The sequence below is a fragment of the Actinocorallia sp. B10E7 genome (assembly GCF_039871655.1).
In the GTDB taxonomy this organism is placed as follows: Bacteria; Actinomycetota; Actinomycetes; order Streptosporangiales; family Streptosporangiaceae; genus Actinocorallia.
The window spans coordinates 940,948-961,277 of the sequence record NZ_JBDPLZ010000001.1 but is presented as its reverse complement, the minus strand read 5'-3'; the positions used below and the strand labels follow the sequence as shown (position 1 = coordinate 961,277).

Sequence of the window (20,330 nt, the reverse complement as noted above, 5' to 3'; positions counted from 1 at the left end):
GGTCAGTCGGCGGCCTGGATGCCGTCGGAGGCCGCGGGGAGGGTCGCGGCGCGGAGGCGGGTGAGCGTCAGCGCGAGAAGGGCGGCCAGCGCGGCGCCGATGACGCCGTAGAGGACGATCGCGGTGCCGGGGGCCAGATACCGGCCGAGGAAGCCCGCCGCGAGGGAGCCGACGGCCTCGCCGCCGGTCTCCTGGGCCGACCACAGGGCGTTGACGCGGCCCAGGTGGGAGTCGGGAGTGTGGGTCTGCAGGAGTCCGTAGCGCAGGATCTCCTCGATGGACGTGGCGAAGCCGTAGCCGAAGAGGACGGCCACCGCGAGCGCGGGATGGCGGGTCAGGCCGAGGCAGGCCAGGACGGCCAGGCCCGCGACCGAGGACAGCAGCAGGGCGCGTCCGGGGGCCTTCAGCGCGGTGGCCCAGCCGCTGGTGACCGAGGCCAGGACGGCTCCGCAGGCCGGGGCGGCGTACAGGAGGCCGAGGGTGGCGGGGCCGCCGTTCAGTTGGAGGTCGGTGAAGGCCGGCAGCAGGACGGGGACGCCGCCGACGATCATGAACAGGGCGCCGAGCAGCATGAGGCCGCCGACGACCCGGTGGGAGGCCACGAAGCGGAAGCCCTGGAACAGCGCCTTGAGGGGGTCGCCCTCGGGCTCCTCGGCGGGGTGCAGAGCGGGCAGGCCGACCAGCAGGCCGAGGGTGGCCAGGGTGGCGAAGGCCGCGGCGGCGTAGTTCCAGCCGACGCCGAAGGCCGCGACCGTGACGCCGCCCAGCGCGGGGGAGAGCATGGACCCCAGCCGGACGGTGAGGGCGTTCAGCGCCCCGGCGGCGACCATCTTGTCGGGGGTGGTGAGGGCGGGGGTGGCCGCGAGCAGGGCCGTCACCGAGACGCCGGTGGCCAGCCCGTCCCAGGCGGCCAGGAGGTAGACGGCCGCGAGGGACGGGTCGGGGAGGAAGGCGTTCAGGGCCAGCAGGGCGAAGCCCAGGCCGGCGACGGTGCGGGCGATGAGCATGAGGCGGCGGCGGTCGTGCCGGTCGGCCAGGACCCCGCCCCACAGGAAGCCGAAGAACAGGGCGAAGCCCTCGGCCGCCGCGACCCCGCCGACGTGCGCGGTGGAGCGGGTCATCTCGTGGACCTGCACCGGCACCGCGACGGCGAGCATCCCGATGCCGAAGACGGAGACGGTCCTGGCGATGAACACGTTGCGGAAGGGCCTGCTGTCGCGCAGCGGGCCGAGGTCCATCAGCATCTCGGGGGTTCTCCTCGGAAGGGGAAGTAAGTAAGGTAAGGCTATCCTTAGTCGATCACGGAGGAAGAGGGAAGCCCGTGCGGCGCACGTTCATGAACGGAAAGATCCACCGGGCCACCGTGACCCAGGCGGATCTGCACTACGTAGGCTCCATCACGATCGACGCCGAGCTGATGAGCGCCGCGGACATCGCGGAGGGCGAGCAGGTCCACGTCGTGGACATCGACAACGGCGCCAGGCTCGTCACCTATGCGATCACCGGGGAGGCGGGCAGCGGGGTCGTCGGGATCAACGGCGCGGCGGCCCACCTGGTGAAGCCCGGAGACCTGGTCATCATCATCTCCTACGCCGAACTGGAGGAGGCCGAGCGGACGGCCCACCGGCCGCGGGTGGTGCACGTGGACGGCGGCAACCGCATCGTCGCGCTCGGCTCCGACCCCGCGGAGCCCGTGCCCGGCGCGGCCGCCCAGCTCGCCGGACGGTGACGGATGAGCTCGCTGGAAGGGTTCGTCGGCTGGCCCGCCGAGTTCGAAGAGCGGTACATCGCCGAGGGCTACTGGAAGGACACGCTGCTCGGCGACGTCCTGAACGGGGTGGACCCGGAACGTGAGGCCCTCGTCGGCGGTGGTGAACGCCTCACGTACGGAGAGCTGGACAGGCGTGTGGAACGCACGGCCGCCGGCATGCTGCGACTGGGCCTGAAGAAGGGCGACCACGCCGTCGTCCAACTGCCCAACAGCCCGTCGTTCGTCATCGGGCTGCTCGCGATGCTGCGCATCGGCGTACTGCCGGTATTGGCGCTGCCCGCACACAGGGAGAGCGAGATCGGCTACCTGTGCGAGCTGGCCGGAGCCCGCGCGTACTTCATCCCCGACGGCCACGGCGGTTACGACCACCGCGAACTCGCACGGAAGGCCCCCGTCGAGTTCGTCATCGTCGACGGGGAGGCGCAGGAATTCATCTCGTTCGCGGATCTGGACGCCGAACCCGCCCCGTACGAGCGGCCGTCTCCGGCGGACGTGGCGCTGTTCCTTCTCTCCGGAGGCACGACGGGCCTGCCCAAGCTCATCGGGCGCACACACCGCGACTACGTCTACAACTACCAGGCCAGCGCAGAAGTCTGCGGATTCGGCCCGGACACCGGCTACCTGGTCGTCCTTCCCGCGGCGCACAACTTCGCGCTCGCCTGTCCCGGCATCTTCGGCGCACTGAGCCGGGGCGGCAAGGTCGTGCTGGCGCCCTCCGGGGCGCCTGACGCGGCCTTCCCGCTGATCGAGGCCGAACGCGTCACGGTGTGCGCGGTCGTCCCGCCGATCGCGCTGCTGTGGCTCGACGCCGTCAGCTGGTCGGACGAGGACCTGTCGTCCCTGGAGGTGCTGCAGGTGGGCGGGGCGAAGTTCGCCGCCGAACGCGCCGTACAGGTTCCCGGCGTGCTGGGCTGCCGGGTCCAGCAGGTGTTCGGCATGGCGGAAGGGCTGCTGAACTACACCCGTCTGGACGACCCCGACGACCTCGTGGCCATCTCCCAGGGGCGTCCCATGTCGCCCGCCGACGAGATCCGCGTGGTGGACGCCGAAGGCGAGGACGTCCCGCCCGGAGAGGTCGGCGAACTCCTGACCCGCGGCCCGTACACGTTGCGCGGCTACTACCGCGCGCCCGCCCACAACGCCCGGTCCTTCACCGACGACGGCTTCTACCGGACGGGCGACCTGGTGCGGCGGCTCCCGTCCGGGCACCTCGTCGTGGAGGGGCGGGAGAAGGACCAGATCAACCGGGGCGGCGACAAGGTGGCCGCCGAGGAGCTGGAGAACCATCTGCTGGCCCATCCGGCCGTTCACGACGCCGCGGCGGTGGGAGTGCCCGACCCGGTGATGGGCGAGCGGACCTGCGCGTTCCTCATCATCCGTGACGGCGGTGCCCCGCCGACTCTGAGGGAGCTCAAGGAGTTCCTCAAGGGCAGGGGAGTGGCCGCCTACAAGTTCCCCGACCGGATCGAGACGATCGACGCGTTCCCTCGCACGCCGGTCGGCAAGGTCAGCAAGAAACGACTGGCCGCGCTGCTCGCCTGAGCCGGATCGGGACAAGGACGCCCCCGGGACTCCCGGGGGCGTCATCGTCTTCGTCAACGGCCCACCACATGCGGTGCGATGCAGGAGAGCTTCTCGCACGTCTCCTCGTACTCGCGTTCCGGTGTGGAACCCGAGACGACGCCCGCGCCCGCGCGCAGCCAGGCCTGGCCGTCCTGGCTGTAGAGGGCGCGCAGGACGAGCGCCGCGTCGAGCGAACCGTCGTCGGAGACCGTCAGGACGGTCCCCGCGTAGAGCCCGCGGGGCTCCTCCATGCGGGCGATCGCCTCCATCGCCTCGCGCTTGGGGATGCCCGACGCCGTCACGCCGGGGAACAGCGCGCGCAGCGCGTCCCAGGAGGTGCGTCCCGCCGCGAGCCTGCCCGTGACGCGGGAGGCGAGGTGCTGGACGCTGCCGCGCTCCTTGACGCTCATGAACTCCGTGACGTTGACGGTGCCGGGTTCGCAGACGCCGTGCAGTTCCTCTTGCGAGGTCCGGACGGAGACGGCGTGCTCGAAGATCTCCTTGGGGTCGTTCTGCAGTTCGCGCCGGCGGGCGGAGTCGGCGTCGGAGCCGAGGCCGAACGCGCGGGTGCCCGCCAGGGGCTGGGTGGTGACGGTGCCGTTCTCGTCGACGGCGGCCACGACCTCGGGGCTGAAACCGGTGGACCGGAAGCCGTCGAGGTCGAGCAGGAACGACCGGGCCGGGGTGTTGGCGGCGCGTCCGGCCAGGTAGGTGCCGATGACGTCCACGGGGAACGGGATGGGCAGACGCCTGGAGACGATGACCTTCTGGTACTCGCCGGCCTCGATCTCCGCGACGGCGCGGGCGACGTTCTCGCGGTAGGCGTCGCCGCCCGTGCGCACGTCGATGGGAGACGGCACGGGGATCTCGGGCGGGAGGTCTCCCGACAGCAATTCGGCGACGGCGTTCGACTCGTCGGGCTCTTCGCCGGTGATGTAGGCGACGCCGTCTTCGATGCGCACTTCGGTGCGCGGGACGATGAGATGCGCCAGCCTGCCGGTGCGGGGGGTGCCGGCGAACTCGAAGGCGATCCACCCGTAGGCCGTCCAGCCGGAGCCGGGGACTTCGGTGAGCGCGTCGCCGAGCGCGCGGGCCGGGTCGCCGGACCAGGACCTGGCCGACTCCGGCCGCTCCGCCCAACGGAAGCGGACCGTCTCGGTATCGAGTGTCACCTCGCCGAGGGCGCCGCCTGCGAACCGCCAGGCGCCCGGACGTTCGTAGGCCACGTAGTCCGTGAACAAGCCCGAGCGGGCCAGACGGGCGACGAGCTGGACCGGATCCGCCGTGACGGAGACGGCGATCTGTGTACGGACACCGAACAACTGACCCACTCCTCTGCACGATCAACTTAGGTAAGGCTAACCTTGCAGATATTTAGTAGGCAAGGCTAACCTAACCGACGGGTGGGCGATCTTCGTCCGCACGGTGTTCCCCCCAGCGGAAGAGTTGAGCGTGCAGGGACAGACGGCCGCGCTTCGGCGCGAACTGATGCGACGGATGATGGCCGAAGCGGGCATCGGCCCCGAGACCGACCGGATCACCCCGAGAACGGCACAGGAACCCGCTCCGCTGTCCTACGCGCAGCAGAGCATGTGGCTGCACCACCAGGCCTTCCCCGACAGCCCCGCGTACAACGTCTGCCTCCTCATCCGCATGAGCGGCGCCCTGGACGTCGACGCGCTGCGCGCGGCCCTGCGCGGCCTGCTGCGGCGGCACGCCGTCCTGCGGACCGTCTACGACGACGGGCCGGTGCAGCGCGTCCTCGCCGACGACACGGCCGACTCGCTGGAACTGCCCGTCCGCGAATGCCCCGACGCCGAGGCGCGCGCCGCCGAACTCGCCGCGTCGCCGTTCGACCTGCGCGAGGAACGGCCGATCCGGCTGGAACTGCTCGGCCTGGGCGAAGCGGAGTACGCGCTCGTGCTCGTCGTCCACCACATCGCCTGGGACGGCATGACATGGGGTTCGCTCTCCCGCGACCTGTCGGCGCTGTACCGGGCCGAGGTCGACGGAGGGCCCGACGGGCTGCCGCCGCTGAAAGTGCAGTACGCCGACTTCGCGGACTGGGAGCAGAAGCGCGAACTCGACGCCGAAGACCTCGCGTTCTGGCGCGGACGCCTCGACCCGCCGCCCGCCCCCCTGGAACTGCCCGCCGACGCCCCGCGCGGATCGTCCGCCTCCGAGCGCGGCGGACGTCGCGCACGCCGGTTCGGCGACGACGTGACGGAGGGGATGCGCGAGCTGGCGGCCCGCGAGAACGCCACCCCGTACATGGTGATGCTCGCCGCCTACAAGGTCCTGCTCCACCGCTACACGGGTGCGACGGACATCCCCGTCGGCTCGGCCGTCATGAACCGCGAGCACACCGAGATCGAGCGGCTGGTCGGCAACTTCGGCAACACCCTGGTGCTGCGCAGCGACCTGTCCGGCGCGCCGACCTTCCGCGAGGCGCTGCACCGGGTCCGCGAGGTGTGCACCGAAGGCCTCGCCCACCGGACGACGCCCTACGACAAGATCATCGAGGAGCTGCGTCCCGCCCGCCGGAGCGGCGGGTCGCCGTACTTCGACACGATGCTGCTGTTCCTCGCCCAGGAGATCGGCGAGCTCGACCTCCCCGGCGTGAAGACCAGCTGGGCGCACATCCACAACGGGACGACGCACTTCGACCTGTCCCTCGAAGCGTTCGTCCGGCCGTCCGGGATGGTCGTGGAGGCCACCTTCCGGCGCGAACTGTTCACCGACGAACGCATGGACGCGCTGCTCGCGCACCTGGAGACCCTGCTGCGCGCCGCGATCGCCGACCCGTCATGCGCGATCCGAGACCTTCCGCTGCTGGACGAAGCCGAACACTCCCTCCTCGCGGGCTGGAACGCCACCGACCGGCGGGTCCCGGCCGAGACCATCACGGACCTCTTCGAAGCCCAGGTGCGCCGCACCCCCGACGCCGTGGCCGTCGAATCCGCGGCCGGCGTCCTCACCTACGCCGAGCTGGACGCCCGCGTCACGGCGCTGGCGGCCCGGCTCGGCACCGGACGCGGCGACGTGGTGGCACTGGCGCTCCCGCGAACCCCCACCCTGGTCGTCGCCCTTCTCGCGGTCCTCAAGACGGGCGCCGCCTACCTGCCTCTGGACCTCGCCCACCCCGCGGACCGGCTCGCCTACATGCTCCAGGACGCCGCTCCCACATGCGTGATCGCCGACCCCGCCACCGCGGAGCTGGTCCCCGAAGGACACCACGTCGTGTTCGCGGAAGGCACCGGACCGGAGCACTTCGAACGCCCCGAGATCCGGGGCGGCGACCTCGCGTACGTGATCTACACCTCGGGTTCGACCGGACGGCCCAAGGGCGTCGCCATCCCGCACACCGCGCTGACGAACTTCCTGTGCATGATGCGGGACCGGCTGGCGCTCGGTACGGACGACAGCCTCGTCGCGGTGACCACGATCGCCTTCGACATCGCGGTGCTGGAGCTGTACGTGCCGCTGATCAGCGGAGCGACCGTCGTGCTCGCGGACCGCGAGACGGTAAGGGACCCCCGGAGGCTCGCCGGCCTGCTGCGCGGGGCCACGATCGTCCAGGGCACCCCCTCGCTGCTGGGCACGCTGGACCCGGAGGCGTTCCGCGGCCTGCGCGTCCTGGTCGGAGGCGAGGCCCTGCCCCGGGCCCTCGCCGACAGGCTCGCCGCCACGGCCGAGGAGGCCCTCAACGTCTACGGGCCGACGGAGGCCACCGTCTGGGCGACGCTCACCGAACTCCCGTCCGACGGGATCGGCCGCCCCTTCCGGAACACCCGCGCACACGTCCTGGACGCCGCGCTGCGGCCGGTGCCCGTCGGAGTCCCGGGAGAGCTGTACCTGGCGGGCGACCAACTGGCCCGCGGCTACGTCGGACGGCCCGACCTGACCGCCGAACGCTTCGTCGCCGACCCGTACGGCCCGCCCGGCACGCGCATGTACCGGACGGGAGACCTGGCGCGGTGGAACCGCGACGGCGTCCTGGAATACCTGGGACGCACCGACGACCAGGTGAAGATCCGCGGTTTCCGCATCGAGCCCGCCGAGATCCAGGCCGTGTTGAACGCCGCCCCAGGGGTGGCGCAGGCGGCCGTGGTCGTCCGGGAGGACGTTCCGGGGGACAAGCGGCTCGTCGGCTACGTCGTGGCCTCCGGCGACCCCGACCCGCTCGACCTGGACGAGGTGCGCTCCGCCCTGGCCGACCGCCTCCCCGAGTACATGGTTCCCGCCGCCCTGGTGCGGCTGGACGCGCTGCCCCGGACGGTCAACGGCAAGCTCGACCGCGCGGCCCTCCCCGCACCCGAGGCCAGGACCGGGGGACGCGCTCCCCGCGACGAGCGGGAGGCCGCCCTGTGCGCGGTCTTCGCCGAGGTCCTGGGCCTGGAGGAGGTCGGCGTCGACGACGACTTCTTCGCCCTCGGAGGCCACTCTCTGCTCGCCACCCGGCTGGCGGGCCGCGTCCGCGCCGTGATGGACGCCGAACTCACCATCGCCGACGTCTTCGAGGCCCCGACGGTGGCCGCTCTGGCACCCAGGCTGGTGGCAGGAGCCAGGAAACGGGTCCGCGACGTGGTCCGCCCCGCGACGGTCCCCGCCTCGCACACCCAGCGCGGCATCTGGCTGGAAGAGGCGCTGCGCGAGCCGTCCGCCGCCTACACGCTGCCCCTCGGCCTGCGCCTCACCGGCGAATTCGACCCCGCGGCCCTGCACCGTGCGCTGGAAGACGTCGTGGCCCGCCATGAAGCACTGCGCACGCTCCTCGTCACCGGCGCCGACGGGCTGCCGGTCCAGCGGATCCTGGACTCCGTCGAAGTCGCCTTCGACGTCTTCGACGCCCGCGACTGGACGCCGGAACGGCTGCACGCCGACCAGACCCGCGCCGCGTCCCACGTCTTCGACCTCGGCAAGGAACTCCCCATCCGCGCCACGGTGTGGCGTACGGGCGGCACGGAATGGGTGCTCGTCGTCGCACAACACCACTCCGCGGCCGACGAATGGTCGTTCACACCACTGCTCGCCGACCTTTCCACGGCCTACGTCTCCCGTCTGAAGGGCGAAGAGCCGGGCTGGACCCCGCTGCCCGTCCAGTACGCCGACTACGCCGTCTGGCAGTCGGGCCGCGACGTCGACGAGCAGCTCTCCCACTGGGAGGAGACGCTGGCGGACCTTCCGGCCGAGAGCACCCTTCCGCTCGACCGGCCCCGCCCGGCCGAGGCCGCCCACCGGGGCGGGCTGCTGCCGTTCCGCATGCCGGCCGCCGGGATACGCGAGCTGGCACGGGAGACCGGCACCAGCGTCTTCATGGTCCTGCACGCAGCCGTCGCGGCCGCCCTGCGCGCCGCAGGCGCCGGAGAGGACCTCGCACTCGGCTCGCCCATCGCGGGCCGCTCCGACGAGGACCTCACCGACCTGGTCGGCGTCTTCGTCAACCTGCTGGTGCTGCGCACCGACCTGTCGGGCGACCCGACCTTCCGGGAACTGCTCGAGCGGGTCCGCCGCACCGACCTGGCCGCCTTCTCCCACGCCGAGGTCCCCTTCGAGCGGGTGGTGGAACGCCTGGCCCCCGAACGCTCCCTGGCCCGCAGCCCGCTGTTCCAGGTGATGGTCGTGCACCAGCGGCTGGACGACGTGCGGCTGCGGCTCCCCGGCGTCACCGCCGCGCCGTTCCTGCCCGAGACCGGCGGCGTCAAGTTCGACCTCGACCTGTACTTCGGCGAGGGCGAGGAGGAGATCGAGGGCTTCGCCGCCTATGCGGCCGACCTGTACGACCGCGAGACGATCGAGGACCTGCTCGCCGACCTGAGCGGCCTGCTCGCCAAGGCGACGGCCGAACCCGACCTTCCCCTGTCGTCCCTGCGGGCCGCCACCCCGGACGGCGCCCCGGCCGCGCAGGCGTACACCGGTCCTCTGACGGCCGAGCTGATCGAGGCGCAGGTCCGGCGCAGTCCGGACGCCACGGCACTCGTCTTCGGCGACGAGGCGCTCACCTACGCCGAGCTGAACGAACGGGCAGAGCGGCTGGCGGGCCGCCTCGCCGCCGCCGGAGCGGGCCCCGAACGGGTCATCGGCATCGCCTTCCCGCGCTCGGCGGACTTCGCGGTCGCGCTGTTCGCCGTGCTCAAGACGGGCGCCGCCTACCTGCCGATAGACGTGACATACCCGCAGGCCCGCGTGGACCTCATGCTGGAGACGGCCGAACCGCTGCTCGTCCTGGGGCGCGACGAGCCCCCGGCCGAGAGCGCGCCCCGCGACCGCGCCGGGGTCAGGCCCGGCCACCCCGCCTACGTGATCTTCACTTCGGGCTCCACCGGTACCCCCAAGGCGGTCATCGGCACCCAGCGGGCCCTGGCCAACCGCCTCGCCTGGGGAGCCGACCTGGTAGAGCCGGGCGTGCGCGCCGCCAAGAGCTCCCCGTCGTTCATCGACGGCACCACCGAACTCCTCGGAGGCCTCGTCTCCGGAGACACCGTGGTGATCGCGGACGACGCCACCGCCACCGACCCCATCGCGCTCACCGGGTTCCTCGACCGCCACCGCGTCACCACGGTGACGGTCGTCCCCAGCCTGCTCAACGCCCTTCTGGAGGCAGGCCCCCCGGCCCCGGTGACCACCTGGATCAGCAGCGGCGAACCCCTACCCAAGGCGCTCGCCGACCGCGTGACGGGAAGGCTGATCGACCTGTACGGCTGCTCCGAGGCGGCGGGCGACAGCCTCATCTCCGAGGTCTCCGCCGACGACGGCCTGTTCCCGATCGCAGGAACCACCGCCTACGTCCTGGACGGCTCCCTGCGCGAAACCGTCACGGGAGAGCTCTACCTGGCAGGAGACGGCCTCGCCCGGGGCTACCTCGGCGACCCCGTCCGCACCGCCGAACGCTTCGTCGCCAACCCGTTCGGCCCGCCCGGCTCCCGCCTCTACCGCACCGGCGACCGCGTACGCCGCCGCCGCGACGGCGGCCTGGAGTTCCTCGGCCGCGCCGACGACCAGCTCAAGATTCGCGGTTTCCGCATCGAGCTCGGCGAGGTCGAGACGGTCCTGGCCGCCCAGGAAGGCGTCCGCCGCGCCGCCGTGGCCGAACGCTCCGGACGGCTGGTCGGCTACATCGTCGGTGAAACCGACCTGGAAGCCCTGCGCGGACGTCTGGCGGAACTGCTGCCCGACTATCTCGTCCCGTCCCTCCTCGTCCGGCGCGACGAACTGCCGCTCAACCCGAACGGCAAACTCGACCGGAAGGCGCTTCCCGAGCCCGCCTCCGAAGGCGGAAGGGCACCGCGCACGGAACGAGAGAAGACCGTGGCCGCGCTCTTCGCCGAACTGCTGGGCAAGAACAGCGATGAGATCAGCGCGGAGGTGGACTTCTTCCGTTCGGGTGGCGACAGCATCAGCGCCGCCCTCCTGGTCGCGCGCGCCCGCAAGACGGGGCTGGCGGTCACCTTCCGCGACGTGTTCAAGCTGCGCACCGTCGAGGCACTGGCCCGCCACAGCACCGCCTCCGACGCCACCGTGTCCGTCCAGGTACGGGAAGACACCGGTGAACTGCCGCTTTCACCGCTGCAGGAAGGCCTCCTTTTCCACCTGATGATGGCCGGAGACAGACGTGACATCTACGTCCAGCAGGCCGTCATCAAGCTGGAAGGCCCGGTCGACGAAGCCCGCCTCGCCATCGCCGCACGTCGTGTCCTGGAGAAATTCCCCAACCTGACGGCGGGCTTCCGGACCGACGGGTTGCGGACCGTGCAGTTCATCCCCGAGGACTTCACCCTCGACTGGACGTACGCCGAAGTCGAAGATCTGGACGCGTTCGTCGAGGAGCAGAGGATCCGCCCGTTCACGCCGGGCGAGCCGCCACTGATCCGGTTTGCACTGGCCCGCGTGGGCGAGGACGACCACCGGCTCGTCCTGACCTCCGAGCTGATCCTGCTCGACGGGTGGTCCGGCGGCCTGCTGGTCACCTCTCTGCTGGAGTTCTACACCGATGAGGAAGCCGAGGCCGGGCGGCCCGTTACGCCGTTCCGCGCCTACCTGGACTGGGTGACGGCCCAGGACCGGGAGTCGGCGGTCAAGGCATGGGCGCGCAGCCTGAGCGGCCTGGAAGAGCCCACTCTTCTCCGCCCCGACCTCCTCGACCGGCCCGCAGACCTCGCCACAGCACGGGAACGGCATCTGGCCCTGCCCATGGACCTCGCCGCCGCGCTCGAACGGGCCTCCCGGGAGACCGGCAGTACCTTGAGCACCCTCTATGAGACCGCCTGGGGCCTGCTGCTCATGGGTCTCACCGGACGTGACGACGTGGTGTTCGGGGCGTCCGTCTCCGGGCGCCACCCCGACATCGACGGCGTCGAATCCATCGTCGGCCTGCTGTTCAACACCATCCCGGTACGGGTCACGGCAGCCCCCGCCGAGCCGCTCGGCACCGTGATGGACCGCCTCCAGGCCACCCAGTCCGAACTGTTCGACCACTCCTACGTCGCGCTGGCCGACGTCCAGCGTGCCACCGGGCTGGGCACGCTGTTCGACACGCTCTTCGTGTTCCAGAACTTCCCCGGAATGCCCACGGAACGCGGCTTCGGCCCGGGCGGCGACCTGCGCGTCGTCGACCGCGAGGTGCGCGACGCCACGCACTATCCGGTCACCATGGTGGTGAATCCCGGGGGGAACCTGCGGGTCATGTACCGCACGGACGCGTTCACCGACACGGAGGCCGAGCGCATCACCGAACGGTACGTCCAGATCCTCCGAACGCTGGCCGCCGACCCGCAGACGGCCTGCGCGAACCTGCCCCTGCTCCTCCCCGAGGAAGAGGAACGCATCCGCCAGGACTGGGCCGAGGCCGAGAAACCCGTCCCCGAACTGACCATCGCCGAACTCCTGGCCGACCGCGCCGCGCAGATCCCCGACGAGACGGCCCTCGTCTCCCAGCCGGACGTACGCCTCACGTACGCCGAACTGAACGCCGAGGTCAACAAGCTCGCAAGGCTCCTGCTGAAGTACGGCGCGGGTCCGGAGAAAGTCGTCGCGCTCGCGCTACCCCGCTCCGCGGAAATGGTCGTCGCCCTGTTCGCGGTGCTGCGTACCGGGGCCGCCTACCTTCCCCTGGAACTGGACTACCCGGCCGAACGCCTGGACTACATGATCCAGGACGCCGCGCCCGCATGCCTGGTCTCCCACCGCGGCATCGCGGCCGGACTCACCTACGAGGCGGCCCCGATCCTGCTGGACGACCCCGAGACGGATGCGGAACTGGCCGCCCAACCCCACGGCGACCTCACGGACGAGGAACTTCCCGGCTTCGCCCCCGGCACCCCCGGACGGCTCGAACACCCCGCGTACGTCATCTACACGTCCGGCTCCACCGGCCGCCCCAAGGGCGTGGTCACCCCTTACCGAGGCCTGACGAACATGCAGTTCAACCACCGCGCCAACATCTTCGACCCCGTGGTGGCCGAGGCCGGACACCGACTGCGCATAGCGCACACGGTCTCTTTCTCCTTCGACATGTCGTGGGAGGAACTCCTGTGGCTCATCGAAGGCCACGAAGTGCACGTCTGCGACGAGGACCTGCGGCGCGACGCCGAAGCCCTCACCGCCTACCTGCGCGAACACCGCGTCGACGTCATCAACGTCACGCCCACCTACGCCCAGCAGCTCCTGGAAGAAGGGCTGCTGGACGGCGAGCACCGCCCGCCGCTCGTCCTCCTCGGCGGCGAGGCGGTGCCCGCCTCCGTCTGGGACCGGCTGGCCGAAACGGAAGGCGTGCTCGGCTACAACCTGTACGGGCCGACCGAGTACACCATCAACACCCTCGGCGGCGGCACCACCGACAGCGCCACCCCGACCGTGGGCCGTCCGATCTGGAACACCCGCGCCTACGTCCTGGACGGCTGGCTGCGCCCCGTACCGCCGGGTGTCCCGGGCGAGCTCTACATCGCCGGAGCCGGCCTGGCACGCGGCTACCTGGGCCGCCCCGACCTGACCGCCGAACGTTTCGTCGCCGACCCCTACACGGCGGGCGGCCGGATGTACCGGACCGGCGACCTGGTGCGGGTCCGCGAGGACGGCATCATCGACTTCCTCGGCCGCACCGACGACCAGGTGAAGATCCGCGGCTACCGGGTGGAGCTGTCGGAGATCGAGACCGCGCTCGCCGCCGAACCGGGCGTCGGCCAGGCCGCCGTCATCGCTGTGGACAGCGACGTCCCCGGCGTGAAGCGGCTCGTCGGCTACGTCGTCCCCGACGCCCGGCCGGAGGCCGAAGAGGCGCAGATCGCCGAATGGCGGCAGGTGTACGACGAGGAGTACACCGAGATCGGCACGGCCGTCCACGTCGAGGACTTCGCCGGCTGGGACAGCAGCTACGACGGCGCTCCGATCCCGCTGGAGGAGATGCGGGAGTGGCGCGAGACGACCGTCGAGCGCATCAGGGCGCTGGCCCCGCGCCACCTCCTGGAGATCGGCGTCGGCAGCGGTCTCCTGCTGTCGCGTCTGGCACCCGTGTGCGAGACGTACCGGGGCACCGACTTCTCCGCTCCCGTCATCGCCAAGCTGCGCGAGGACCTGGGCGCCGCCACGAACGTCACGCTGAGCTGCCGGCCCGCCCACGACTTCACCGGCCTGCCCGAAGGGCACTTCGACACCGTCGTCATCAACTCGGTGGTGCAGTACTTCCCGAGCGCGGAGTACCTGGCCGAGGTCATCACCAAGGCCTTCGGCCTGCTCACCCCCGGCGGCGCGCTGTTCATCGGCGACATACGCGATCTCAGGACGGCCCGCGCGTTCCACTCCGCCATCCAGTCGCTGCGGGGAAGCACGGATCCGGCGGCCATCGACCGCGCCCTGCGCATGGAGAAGGAACTCCTCTTGGAGCCCTCCTTCTTCACCGCCCTCGGCCTGCCCGCGGACGTCGAGATCCGCACCAAGCGCGGTGTCCACCACAACGAACTGACCCGTCACCGCTATGACGTCACGTTCCGGAAGACCGAGGCGCTCCCCGAATCACGCACGATCCCCTGGAACGGCCTGGACGGACTCGCGGACCAGCTGGAGGACCTGCCCGTGCGCGTCCAGGGCGTCCCCGACCCGCGTCTGTCCGGCGAACTCGCCGCCCTGGAGGCGTTGGAGAACGGCGCGAGTGCAGAAGAAGCCCGCGTTCTGCTGGACGCCGCGCCCGAAGGCGTCGAACCGGAGGTGTTCTACGAGCTCGACCCGGACGTCGTCATCACCCCGTCCGGCGAACCGGGCCGTTACGACGTCGTCTTCGGCAGGGCGGCCGCCCGCCCGCAGGCGGAAGCAGGCCGCAAACCCGCCTCGTACGCCAACAACCCCGCCGCCGCACGAGGCAGAGGAGCACTGGCGTCCCGGGTCCGGGACGCGCTCAAGCGCACTCTGCCCTCTTACATGGTGCCCAGCGCGATCGTGACGCTCGACGCGTTGCCGCTGACCGTCAACGGCAAACTGGACCGGCGTGCCCTGCCGCTGCCCGACGGGCAGACCACCGGAGGCGCCGGACGCGAGCCGCGTACGCCCGTCGAAGGGCTGCTGTGCGCCCTGTTCGCCGAGGCTCTGGACGTCGCCAGAGTGGGTATCGACGACGGTTTCTTCGATCTGGGCGGCCACTCCTTGCTCGCCACGCGCCTGGTGGGCCGCGCCCGTACCGTGCTGCGTACCGAGCTGGCCATCCGGGACCTGTTCGAGGCTCCGACGGTCGCCGAGCTCGCCCAGCGCATCCACGACCGCGCGGGCGAAGAGGTCCGTCCCGCGCTCACCCCGCGCGAACGCCCCGAACACATCCCGCTGTCGTTCGCCCAGCGCCGCCTGTGGCTGCTCGACCAGCTGCTACGGGAAGACGAAGGCCCCCGAGAGGCGTATCACCTTCCGCTCGCCGTGCGACTGCGCGGAGCATTGGACGTCACCGCGCTGGAGGCCGCGATAGGTGACGTCGTGGCCCGCCACGAGAGCCTGCGCACTGTCTTCGCCGAACACGAAGGCGTCCCTTACCAGCGCATCCTCGCGCCGGAGCAGGCCAAGCCCACGCTGGAGATCGCGGCCTGTGCTCCGGAAGAGGTCATCGCGCGTCCCTTCGACCTCTCCAGGCAGATCCCGTTGCGCGTGGCCGTCTTCCCCGAAGGGGAGAACGAGCACCTGCTGCTGGCGGTCTTCCACCACATCGTGTTCGACGAGTGGTCGTTCGGGCCGTTCGCGCGTGACGTGGCGCAGGCGTACAACGCCCGTGTCGCGGGGGAGACCCCCGTCTGGGAGCCGCGACCCGTCCAGTACGCCGACTACACGCTCTGGCAGCGCGATCTGCTCGGCGACCCGCTCGACCCCGGCAGCAGGCACGCCCGCCAGCTCGCCTACTGGGCGGGCGCCCTGTCCGGCCTGCCGGAGGAGATCCCGCTCCCGGTCGACCGGCCACGGCCCGCCACGGTCGGCCAGCGCGGCGGCACCGCCGTCCGGGAGGTCCCGCGTCCGCTGACCGGGGCGATGCGGGCCAGGGCCCGCGAGGCCCGCGCCAGCATGTTCATGCTCTGCCAGACGGCGGTCGCCGCGCTGCTGCACACGATGGGCGGCGGCGAGGACATCCCGCTGGGCAGCCCGGTCGCGGGCCGCACCGACGACGCGGCCGGCTCCATGATCGGGTTCTTCGTCAACACGCTGGTGCTGCGCGCCGACCTGTCGGGAGACCCGACCCTGGAGGAGTTGCTGGCCCGGATCCGGGACACCGACCTGGCCGGGCTCGCTCACCAGGACCTGCCGTTCGAGGCGGTCGTGGAGGCGCTGAAGCCGCGCCGTGTGCCGGGACGCAACCCGCTGTTCCAGGTGATGGTGGGGTACGAGGCCCAGGACGCCGGTGAGATCGCCTTCTCCGGCCTGGAGCAGCGGCCCGCGCTGTTCGGCCCTGCCGCCGCCAAGTTCGACCTGGACTTCATCTTCCGCGAGGAGGGGGAGGACCTGCGGCTGATCGTCGACTACTCGGCCGACCTGTTCGACGCCTCCACCGTGGAGCGGATGATCGACGCGCTGCTGGCCGTCTGCGCGGCGGACCCAAAGGCCCCGGTGAGCGGCCTGCCCGCCTCGCTCACCGCCAGGAAGGTCACCGGCGACGCGGCGCCTGGCGCCGGCGGCGCCGGGTCGCCGGACCGCGAGGCCGCGCTGTGCCGGATCTTCGCCGAGGAGCTCGGCGTGGACGCCGTCGGCCCGCACGACGACTTCTTCGACCTGGGCGGCCACTCGCTGCTGGCGATGCGGCTGGTCCGCCGGATCCGCAGGGAGCCGGGCTGCGCAGGACTGAAGATCGCCGCGCTGATGGCGGCCCCGACCGTCGCGGGAATCCTCGGCGTCCTCGGGGCTTCCCAGGAGATCCCCCGATTGCTAAGTTAGGCAAGCCTTACCTAATAAAACCCCCTCCAGGAAGGACCCTTATCCATGCGCAGCACGATGCGCCGGCTGGGAGCCGTGGCCGCCCTGGCCCTCGGCCTCAGCCTCACCGCCGCCTGCGGCGGTGAGGGCGACGAGCCGTCCAAGGACGCTTCCGCCGGCTCGGCCGGCGCCTTCCCCGTCACCATCGAGCACAAGCTCGGCACCACGAAGATCGAGTCCGAGCCCCAGCGCATCGTCGCCCTCGGCGAGGCCGACCAGGACGCACTGCTCGCCCTGGGCGTGCGGCCCGTCGGCATGGCCGAGCTGACCGGCGTCCAGGAGGACGGACTGGCCCCCTGGACCGCCTCGAAGATCACCGGTGAGAGGCCGAAGCTGCTCAAGGCCGGCGAGTCCGGCTTCTCCGTCGAGGAGATCGCCGCGCTCCAGCCCGACCTGATCCTGGCCGGCGGGGACTACTACATAGACCAGGAGTACGAGAAGCTCTCCAAGCTCGCGCCGACCGTCGCCTACACGACCGGGCCGGCCGAGGACTCCTGGCAGGCGATCACCGCACAGGTCGCCAAGGCGGTCGGCCGGTCCGCCGAGGGCGAGAAGCTGATCGGACAGGTCGAGGACGAGCTCGCATCGGTGGTGACGAGCCATCCCGAGCTCAAGGGCAGGACCTTCGCCTTCACCAGCGTCTTCCCGTCCGGGAACATCGCGGTCATGAAGGCCGAGACCGACACCAGCGTGAAACTGCTCAACCGGTTCGGCCTGGTGCTGCCCGAGGAGATCAAGAAGCTGCCCGGCGAGGGCTTCGCCGCCGAGTTGAGCATCGAGAAGGCCGGCGTCCTCGACGCCGACGTCCTGATCAGCCACTACAACGACGACCCCGCGACCCAGAAGAAGATCGAGGGCAACGGGGTGTTCTCGAACCTGGAGGTCGTCAAGCGCGGCTCCTACGTCGCGATCGACCTCAAGGCCTTCTGGCCACTGCGCACCCCCACCGTGCTGGCGGCCCCCTACGTCGTGGACGAGGTGGTCCCGCGGATCGCCAAAGCGGCGAAGGCCGCCTCCTGACCGTCTCGTCCGCCGCGGCCCGCACGGGCCGCGGCGGCCCTTCCCCCAGGGAGCTTGTATGAGCACCAATCCCTTCGACGACTCCGAGGCCTCCTTCCTGGTCCTGGTCAACGCGCAGGAGCAGCACTCGCTGTGGCCCTCCTTCGTCCCGGTCCCCGAGGGCTGGACCGCCGTGCACGGGCCCGCCGACCGGTCCTCCTGCCTGGACCACGTCCGGACGCACTGGAGCGACCTCGTCCCGCGCGGCGTCCGCGACTGATTCTGAAGACCCTTAATTGGATCAGATGTCAAAAGACTCACCGTCATCACATGGGGGCAATCCGTACGAAGTGAGCCACACCACTTACCTCCGCTCAGTTTTGTCGCGATTAATTGCTGTGGATCGCTCAATCTTCTCGGCGGTCCAGCCGGTAATCTCGGCCCGCACATTTACCCGTTGTAACCCCCCTCATTCGCGAGGTAACTGATGGTGACGGCCACCCCCCAGGTTCTCGGCAGGACCCGGCAACTGATCCTGGATCTGTGGGAGATTTCGCGCCCCGGTCTGTTCCTTGTCTCCCTGGTCCCCTTCTATCTGGGATATCTGCTCGCCAGCGGTGAATTGATCGGCCCGGCCACCGGCCTGCTCGGACTCGTCATCTGGGGTCCCCTGGTGTGGCTGGCGGTACTGGCCATCAACGACGCCTACGACCTGGAAGGGGACCTGCTCAACCCGCGGAAGGACACCCCGCTCACCAGCGGCCGGCTCTCGGTCGGCGGAGCCAAGGCCGCGGCCTACGGCTCCGCGGCACTGGCCCTGGCGCTCTCCTTCGCGGTGCGCCCGGAAATGGCGTTGGCGACCCTCGGTTTCCTGGTGTGCGGGTGGGTCTACAGCGTGCCCCCGCTGAAATGGAAGAACCGTCCGGGCCTGGACGTGCTGAGCAACTGCACCGCGCTGGGCGTGTTCCCGGTGCTGGGCGGCTGGGCGGCGGTCGAATCGTTCGACGGATTCCCCTGGTGGACGATCCTCGCGGTGCTGCTGGTGGAGATCGCCCTCTACACCCCGACGATGATCCCCGACATCGAGAGCGACAGGGCCAGCGGCTACACCACCATGGCGGTGCGCATCGGAGCCGAGCGCACCTACCTGGTGGGGCTGGTCTGCTGGGCCGGGTTCTGGGTGCTGACCGTCGCGATGGCGGCGGTCGGCGAGGTGTTCCCGCAGTGGATGGTCTGGCCGTGGGCGGCCTGCGCCCCGGTGTTCGTCTGGCTGTACCACCAGGGTCTCAGCAAGGCCCGCGAGCCCAAGGACGTCGGCAAGGGCATGATCCGGGTGGGCAAGCTCTTCCTGCTGCCCTGCCTGCTCTTCGCCCTCGGCTACGCCGAGATCATCTCCTTCTGAACGACCCCTGAGCCCTTCGGCGCCCGCGGCTAAAGCCTCCGGGCGCCGATTCGCACCATGAGCTCCGGCCAGAGCCTCTTGGAGATCCGCCGCCACGCCGGCCAGTTGTGCCGCCCGTCGCCGTAGAGGCGCGCGGTGTAGGGGATGTTCAGCCCGTCCAGGCGTTTGCGGAACTCCCGGTTGGTCTGGCCGACGGCGCGCTCCCCGAACAGGCCGACGTCGACCGGCCCGACCTTCGGGTCGCCCGGTCCCGGACGTCCGGTGGTGCCCGCGGAGAAGAAGATCCCCACGCCGCGCAGCCGGGGCGCGAGCACGTAGGGGTCGTGCGCGCGCCAGTTGGCCGCGTCGACGCCGGGGAGGCCGTAGATGGCCGCGGGGTCCTGCTTGTTCGCCGCGTTGGTGACCATGGCCAGGGCGGGCATGCCGGGGGCGGTGAGGTGCAGGATGCCGCTGAGTGAGGCGACCTGGCGGAAGAGTCCCCTGTGCCGCGCCGCGTAGCCGATCGAGCCCATGCCGCCGGCCGAGACTCCGATCGCCGCGCGCCGCCGTCCCGCGTGGTAGTTGCGCTCGACGAGCTGGACGACGTCGGAGGTGTGGAACGTCTCCCAGCGCGGCGTCCCACCCCGCCCGTAGTTGTGCCAGTCGGTGTAACTGCCGTTGCCGCCCTCGGGCATGACGACTATCACGTCATAAAGGCGAGCCCATTTCTCTATGTCGGTGCTGCGGGCCCAGGAAGTGTAGTCGTCCTGGCCTCCATGAAAGGCATAAAGAACGGGCCAGGTTCTCTTCGTCTTCTTCTTCCAGTTCCGGGGGAGCAGAATCCTGATCTTCACGGACCCGTCGAGGTTCGGCGTCCGCACGGTCAGGTCGCGCATGTGCCGGCCGAGCCTCCTCTCCCGCACGATCTTCGCTCCGCCGTCCGCCGGGACGGGCGCCGCCGCCCGGACGGGGACGTCCCCCAGCAGGGGGAGGGTCAGCGCCACCCCCATCAGGCCGAAGGTCGTCCACGGATTCAGTGCCCTGGTCGCCGCGTCCACCGATCACCCTCCTCCTCGGAAGACAAGAGTGTGATCCTTGAAGTTTTCTCTGGCTAGCCATGAGTTGAGTGATAACGGATGTTTCATCAGTATCCGGTTAAAGGATCTGCGGTGGAAGCGTCAGCGG

General features: G+C 70.8%; 9 protein-coding genes. 6 read left to right on the top strand and 3 right to left on the bottom strand.

What is annotated here, in order from left to right:
- Positions 1-2: 2 nt before the first annotated feature.
- A complete protein-coding gene (gene entS / locus ABGB12_RS04575; RefSeq protein WP_347674846.1) occupies positions 3-1,244 on the bottom strand; it encodes an enterobactin transporter EntS in 1,242 nt (413 codons plus the stop codon).
- A gap of 77 nt (positions 1,245-1,321) precedes the next feature.
- Here entS and panD point away from each other — a divergent pair, with 77 nt between their 5' ends.
- Positions 1,322-1,729: an aspartate 1-decarboxylase gene (gene panD / locus ABGB12_RS04570; RefSeq protein WP_347674845.1), complete on the top strand. Its 408-nt coding sequence runs from the start codon at positions 1,322-1,324 to the stop codon at positions 1,727-1,729.
- Between the two features lie 3 nt (positions 1,730-1,732).
- Positions 1,733-3,313 (top strand): AMP-binding protein, encoded by a 1,581-nt coding sequence (locus tag ABGB12_RS04565; RefSeq protein ID WP_347674844.1) that lies wholly within the window; start codon positions 1,733-1,735, stop codon positions 3,311-3,313.
- 53 nt (positions 3,314-3,366) lie between these two features.
- Here ABGB12_RS04565 and ABGB12_RS04560 read toward each other — a convergent pair whose 3' ends face one another.
- Positions 3,367-4,656 carry a salicylate synthase gene (locus tag ABGB12_RS04560; RefSeq protein WP_347674842.1) on the bottom strand — a complete coding sequence of 430 codons (1,290 nt, stop codon included), beginning with the start codon at positions 4,654-4,656 and terminating at the stop codon, positions 3,367-3,369.
- A 130-nt stretch (positions 4,657-4,786) separates the two neighbouring features.
- Here ABGB12_RS04560 and ABGB12_RS04555 point away from each other — a divergent pair, with 130 nt between their 5' ends.
- From ABGB12_RS04555 to ABGB12_RS04540, 4 genes are all read left to right on the top strand, one after another.
- A complete protein-coding gene (locus ABGB12_RS04555; protein WP_347674841.1) occupies positions 4,787-16,726 on the top strand; it encodes an amino acid adenylation domain-containing protein in 11,940 nt (3,979 codons plus the stop codon).
- Between the two features lie 45 nt (positions 16,727-16,771).
- The gene (locus tag ABGB12_RS04550; protein WP_347674840.1) at positions 16,772-17,785 is read left to right on the top strand and encodes an iron-siderophore ABC transporter substrate-binding protein; all 1,014 of its coding nucleotides are present in this window, start codon (positions 16,772-16,774) and stop codon (positions 17,783-17,785) included.
- Positions 17,786-17,843: 58 nt separating this feature from the next.
- Complete coding sequence (locus ABGB12_RS04545) at positions 17,844-18,044, top strand: MbtH family protein (protein ID WP_347674839.1); 201 nt, start codon at positions 17,844-17,846, stop codon at positions 18,042-18,044.
- Positions 18,045-18,251: 207 nt separating this feature from the next.
- The gene (locus tag ABGB12_RS04540) at positions 18,252-19,166 is read left to right on the top strand and encodes a UbiA family prenyltransferase (RefSeq protein WP_347674837.1); all 915 of its coding nucleotides are present in this window, start codon (positions 18,252-18,254) and stop codon (positions 19,164-19,166) included.
- 29 nt (positions 19,167-19,195) lie between these two features.
- Here the strand turns inward: ABGB12_RS04540 and ABGB12_RS04535 are convergent, their stop codons facing one another.
- A complete protein-coding gene (locus ABGB12_RS04535; protein ID WP_347674835.1) occupies positions 19,196-20,203 on the bottom strand; it encodes an alpha/beta hydrolase-fold protein in 1,008 nt (335 codons plus the stop codon).
- Positions 20,204-20,330 lie beyond the last annotated feature (127 nt).

Excerpts from the sequence above, each read along its gene's own strand:
- entS (WP_347674846.1), bottom strand. The coding sequence starts at position 1,244 with ATGCTGATGGACCTCGGCCCGCTGCGCGACAGCAGGCCCTTCCGCAAC.
- ABGB12_RS04565 (WP_347674844.1), top strand. The coding sequence starts at position 1,733 with ATGAGCTCGCTGGAAGGGTTCGTCGGCTGGCCCGCCGAGTTCGAAGAG.
- ABGB12_RS04550 (WP_347674840.1), top strand. The coding sequence starts at position 16,772 with ATGCGCAGCACGATGCGCCGGCTGGGAGCCGTGGCCGCCCTGGCCCTC.
- ABGB12_RS04545 (WP_347674839.1), top strand. The coding sequence starts at position 17,844 with ATGAGCACCAATCCCTTCGACGACTCCGAGGCCTCCTTCCTGGTCCTG.
- ABGB12_RS04540 (WP_347674837.1), top strand. The coding sequence starts at position 18,252 with ATGGTGACGGCCACCCCCCAGGTTCTCGGCAGGACCCGGCAACTGATC.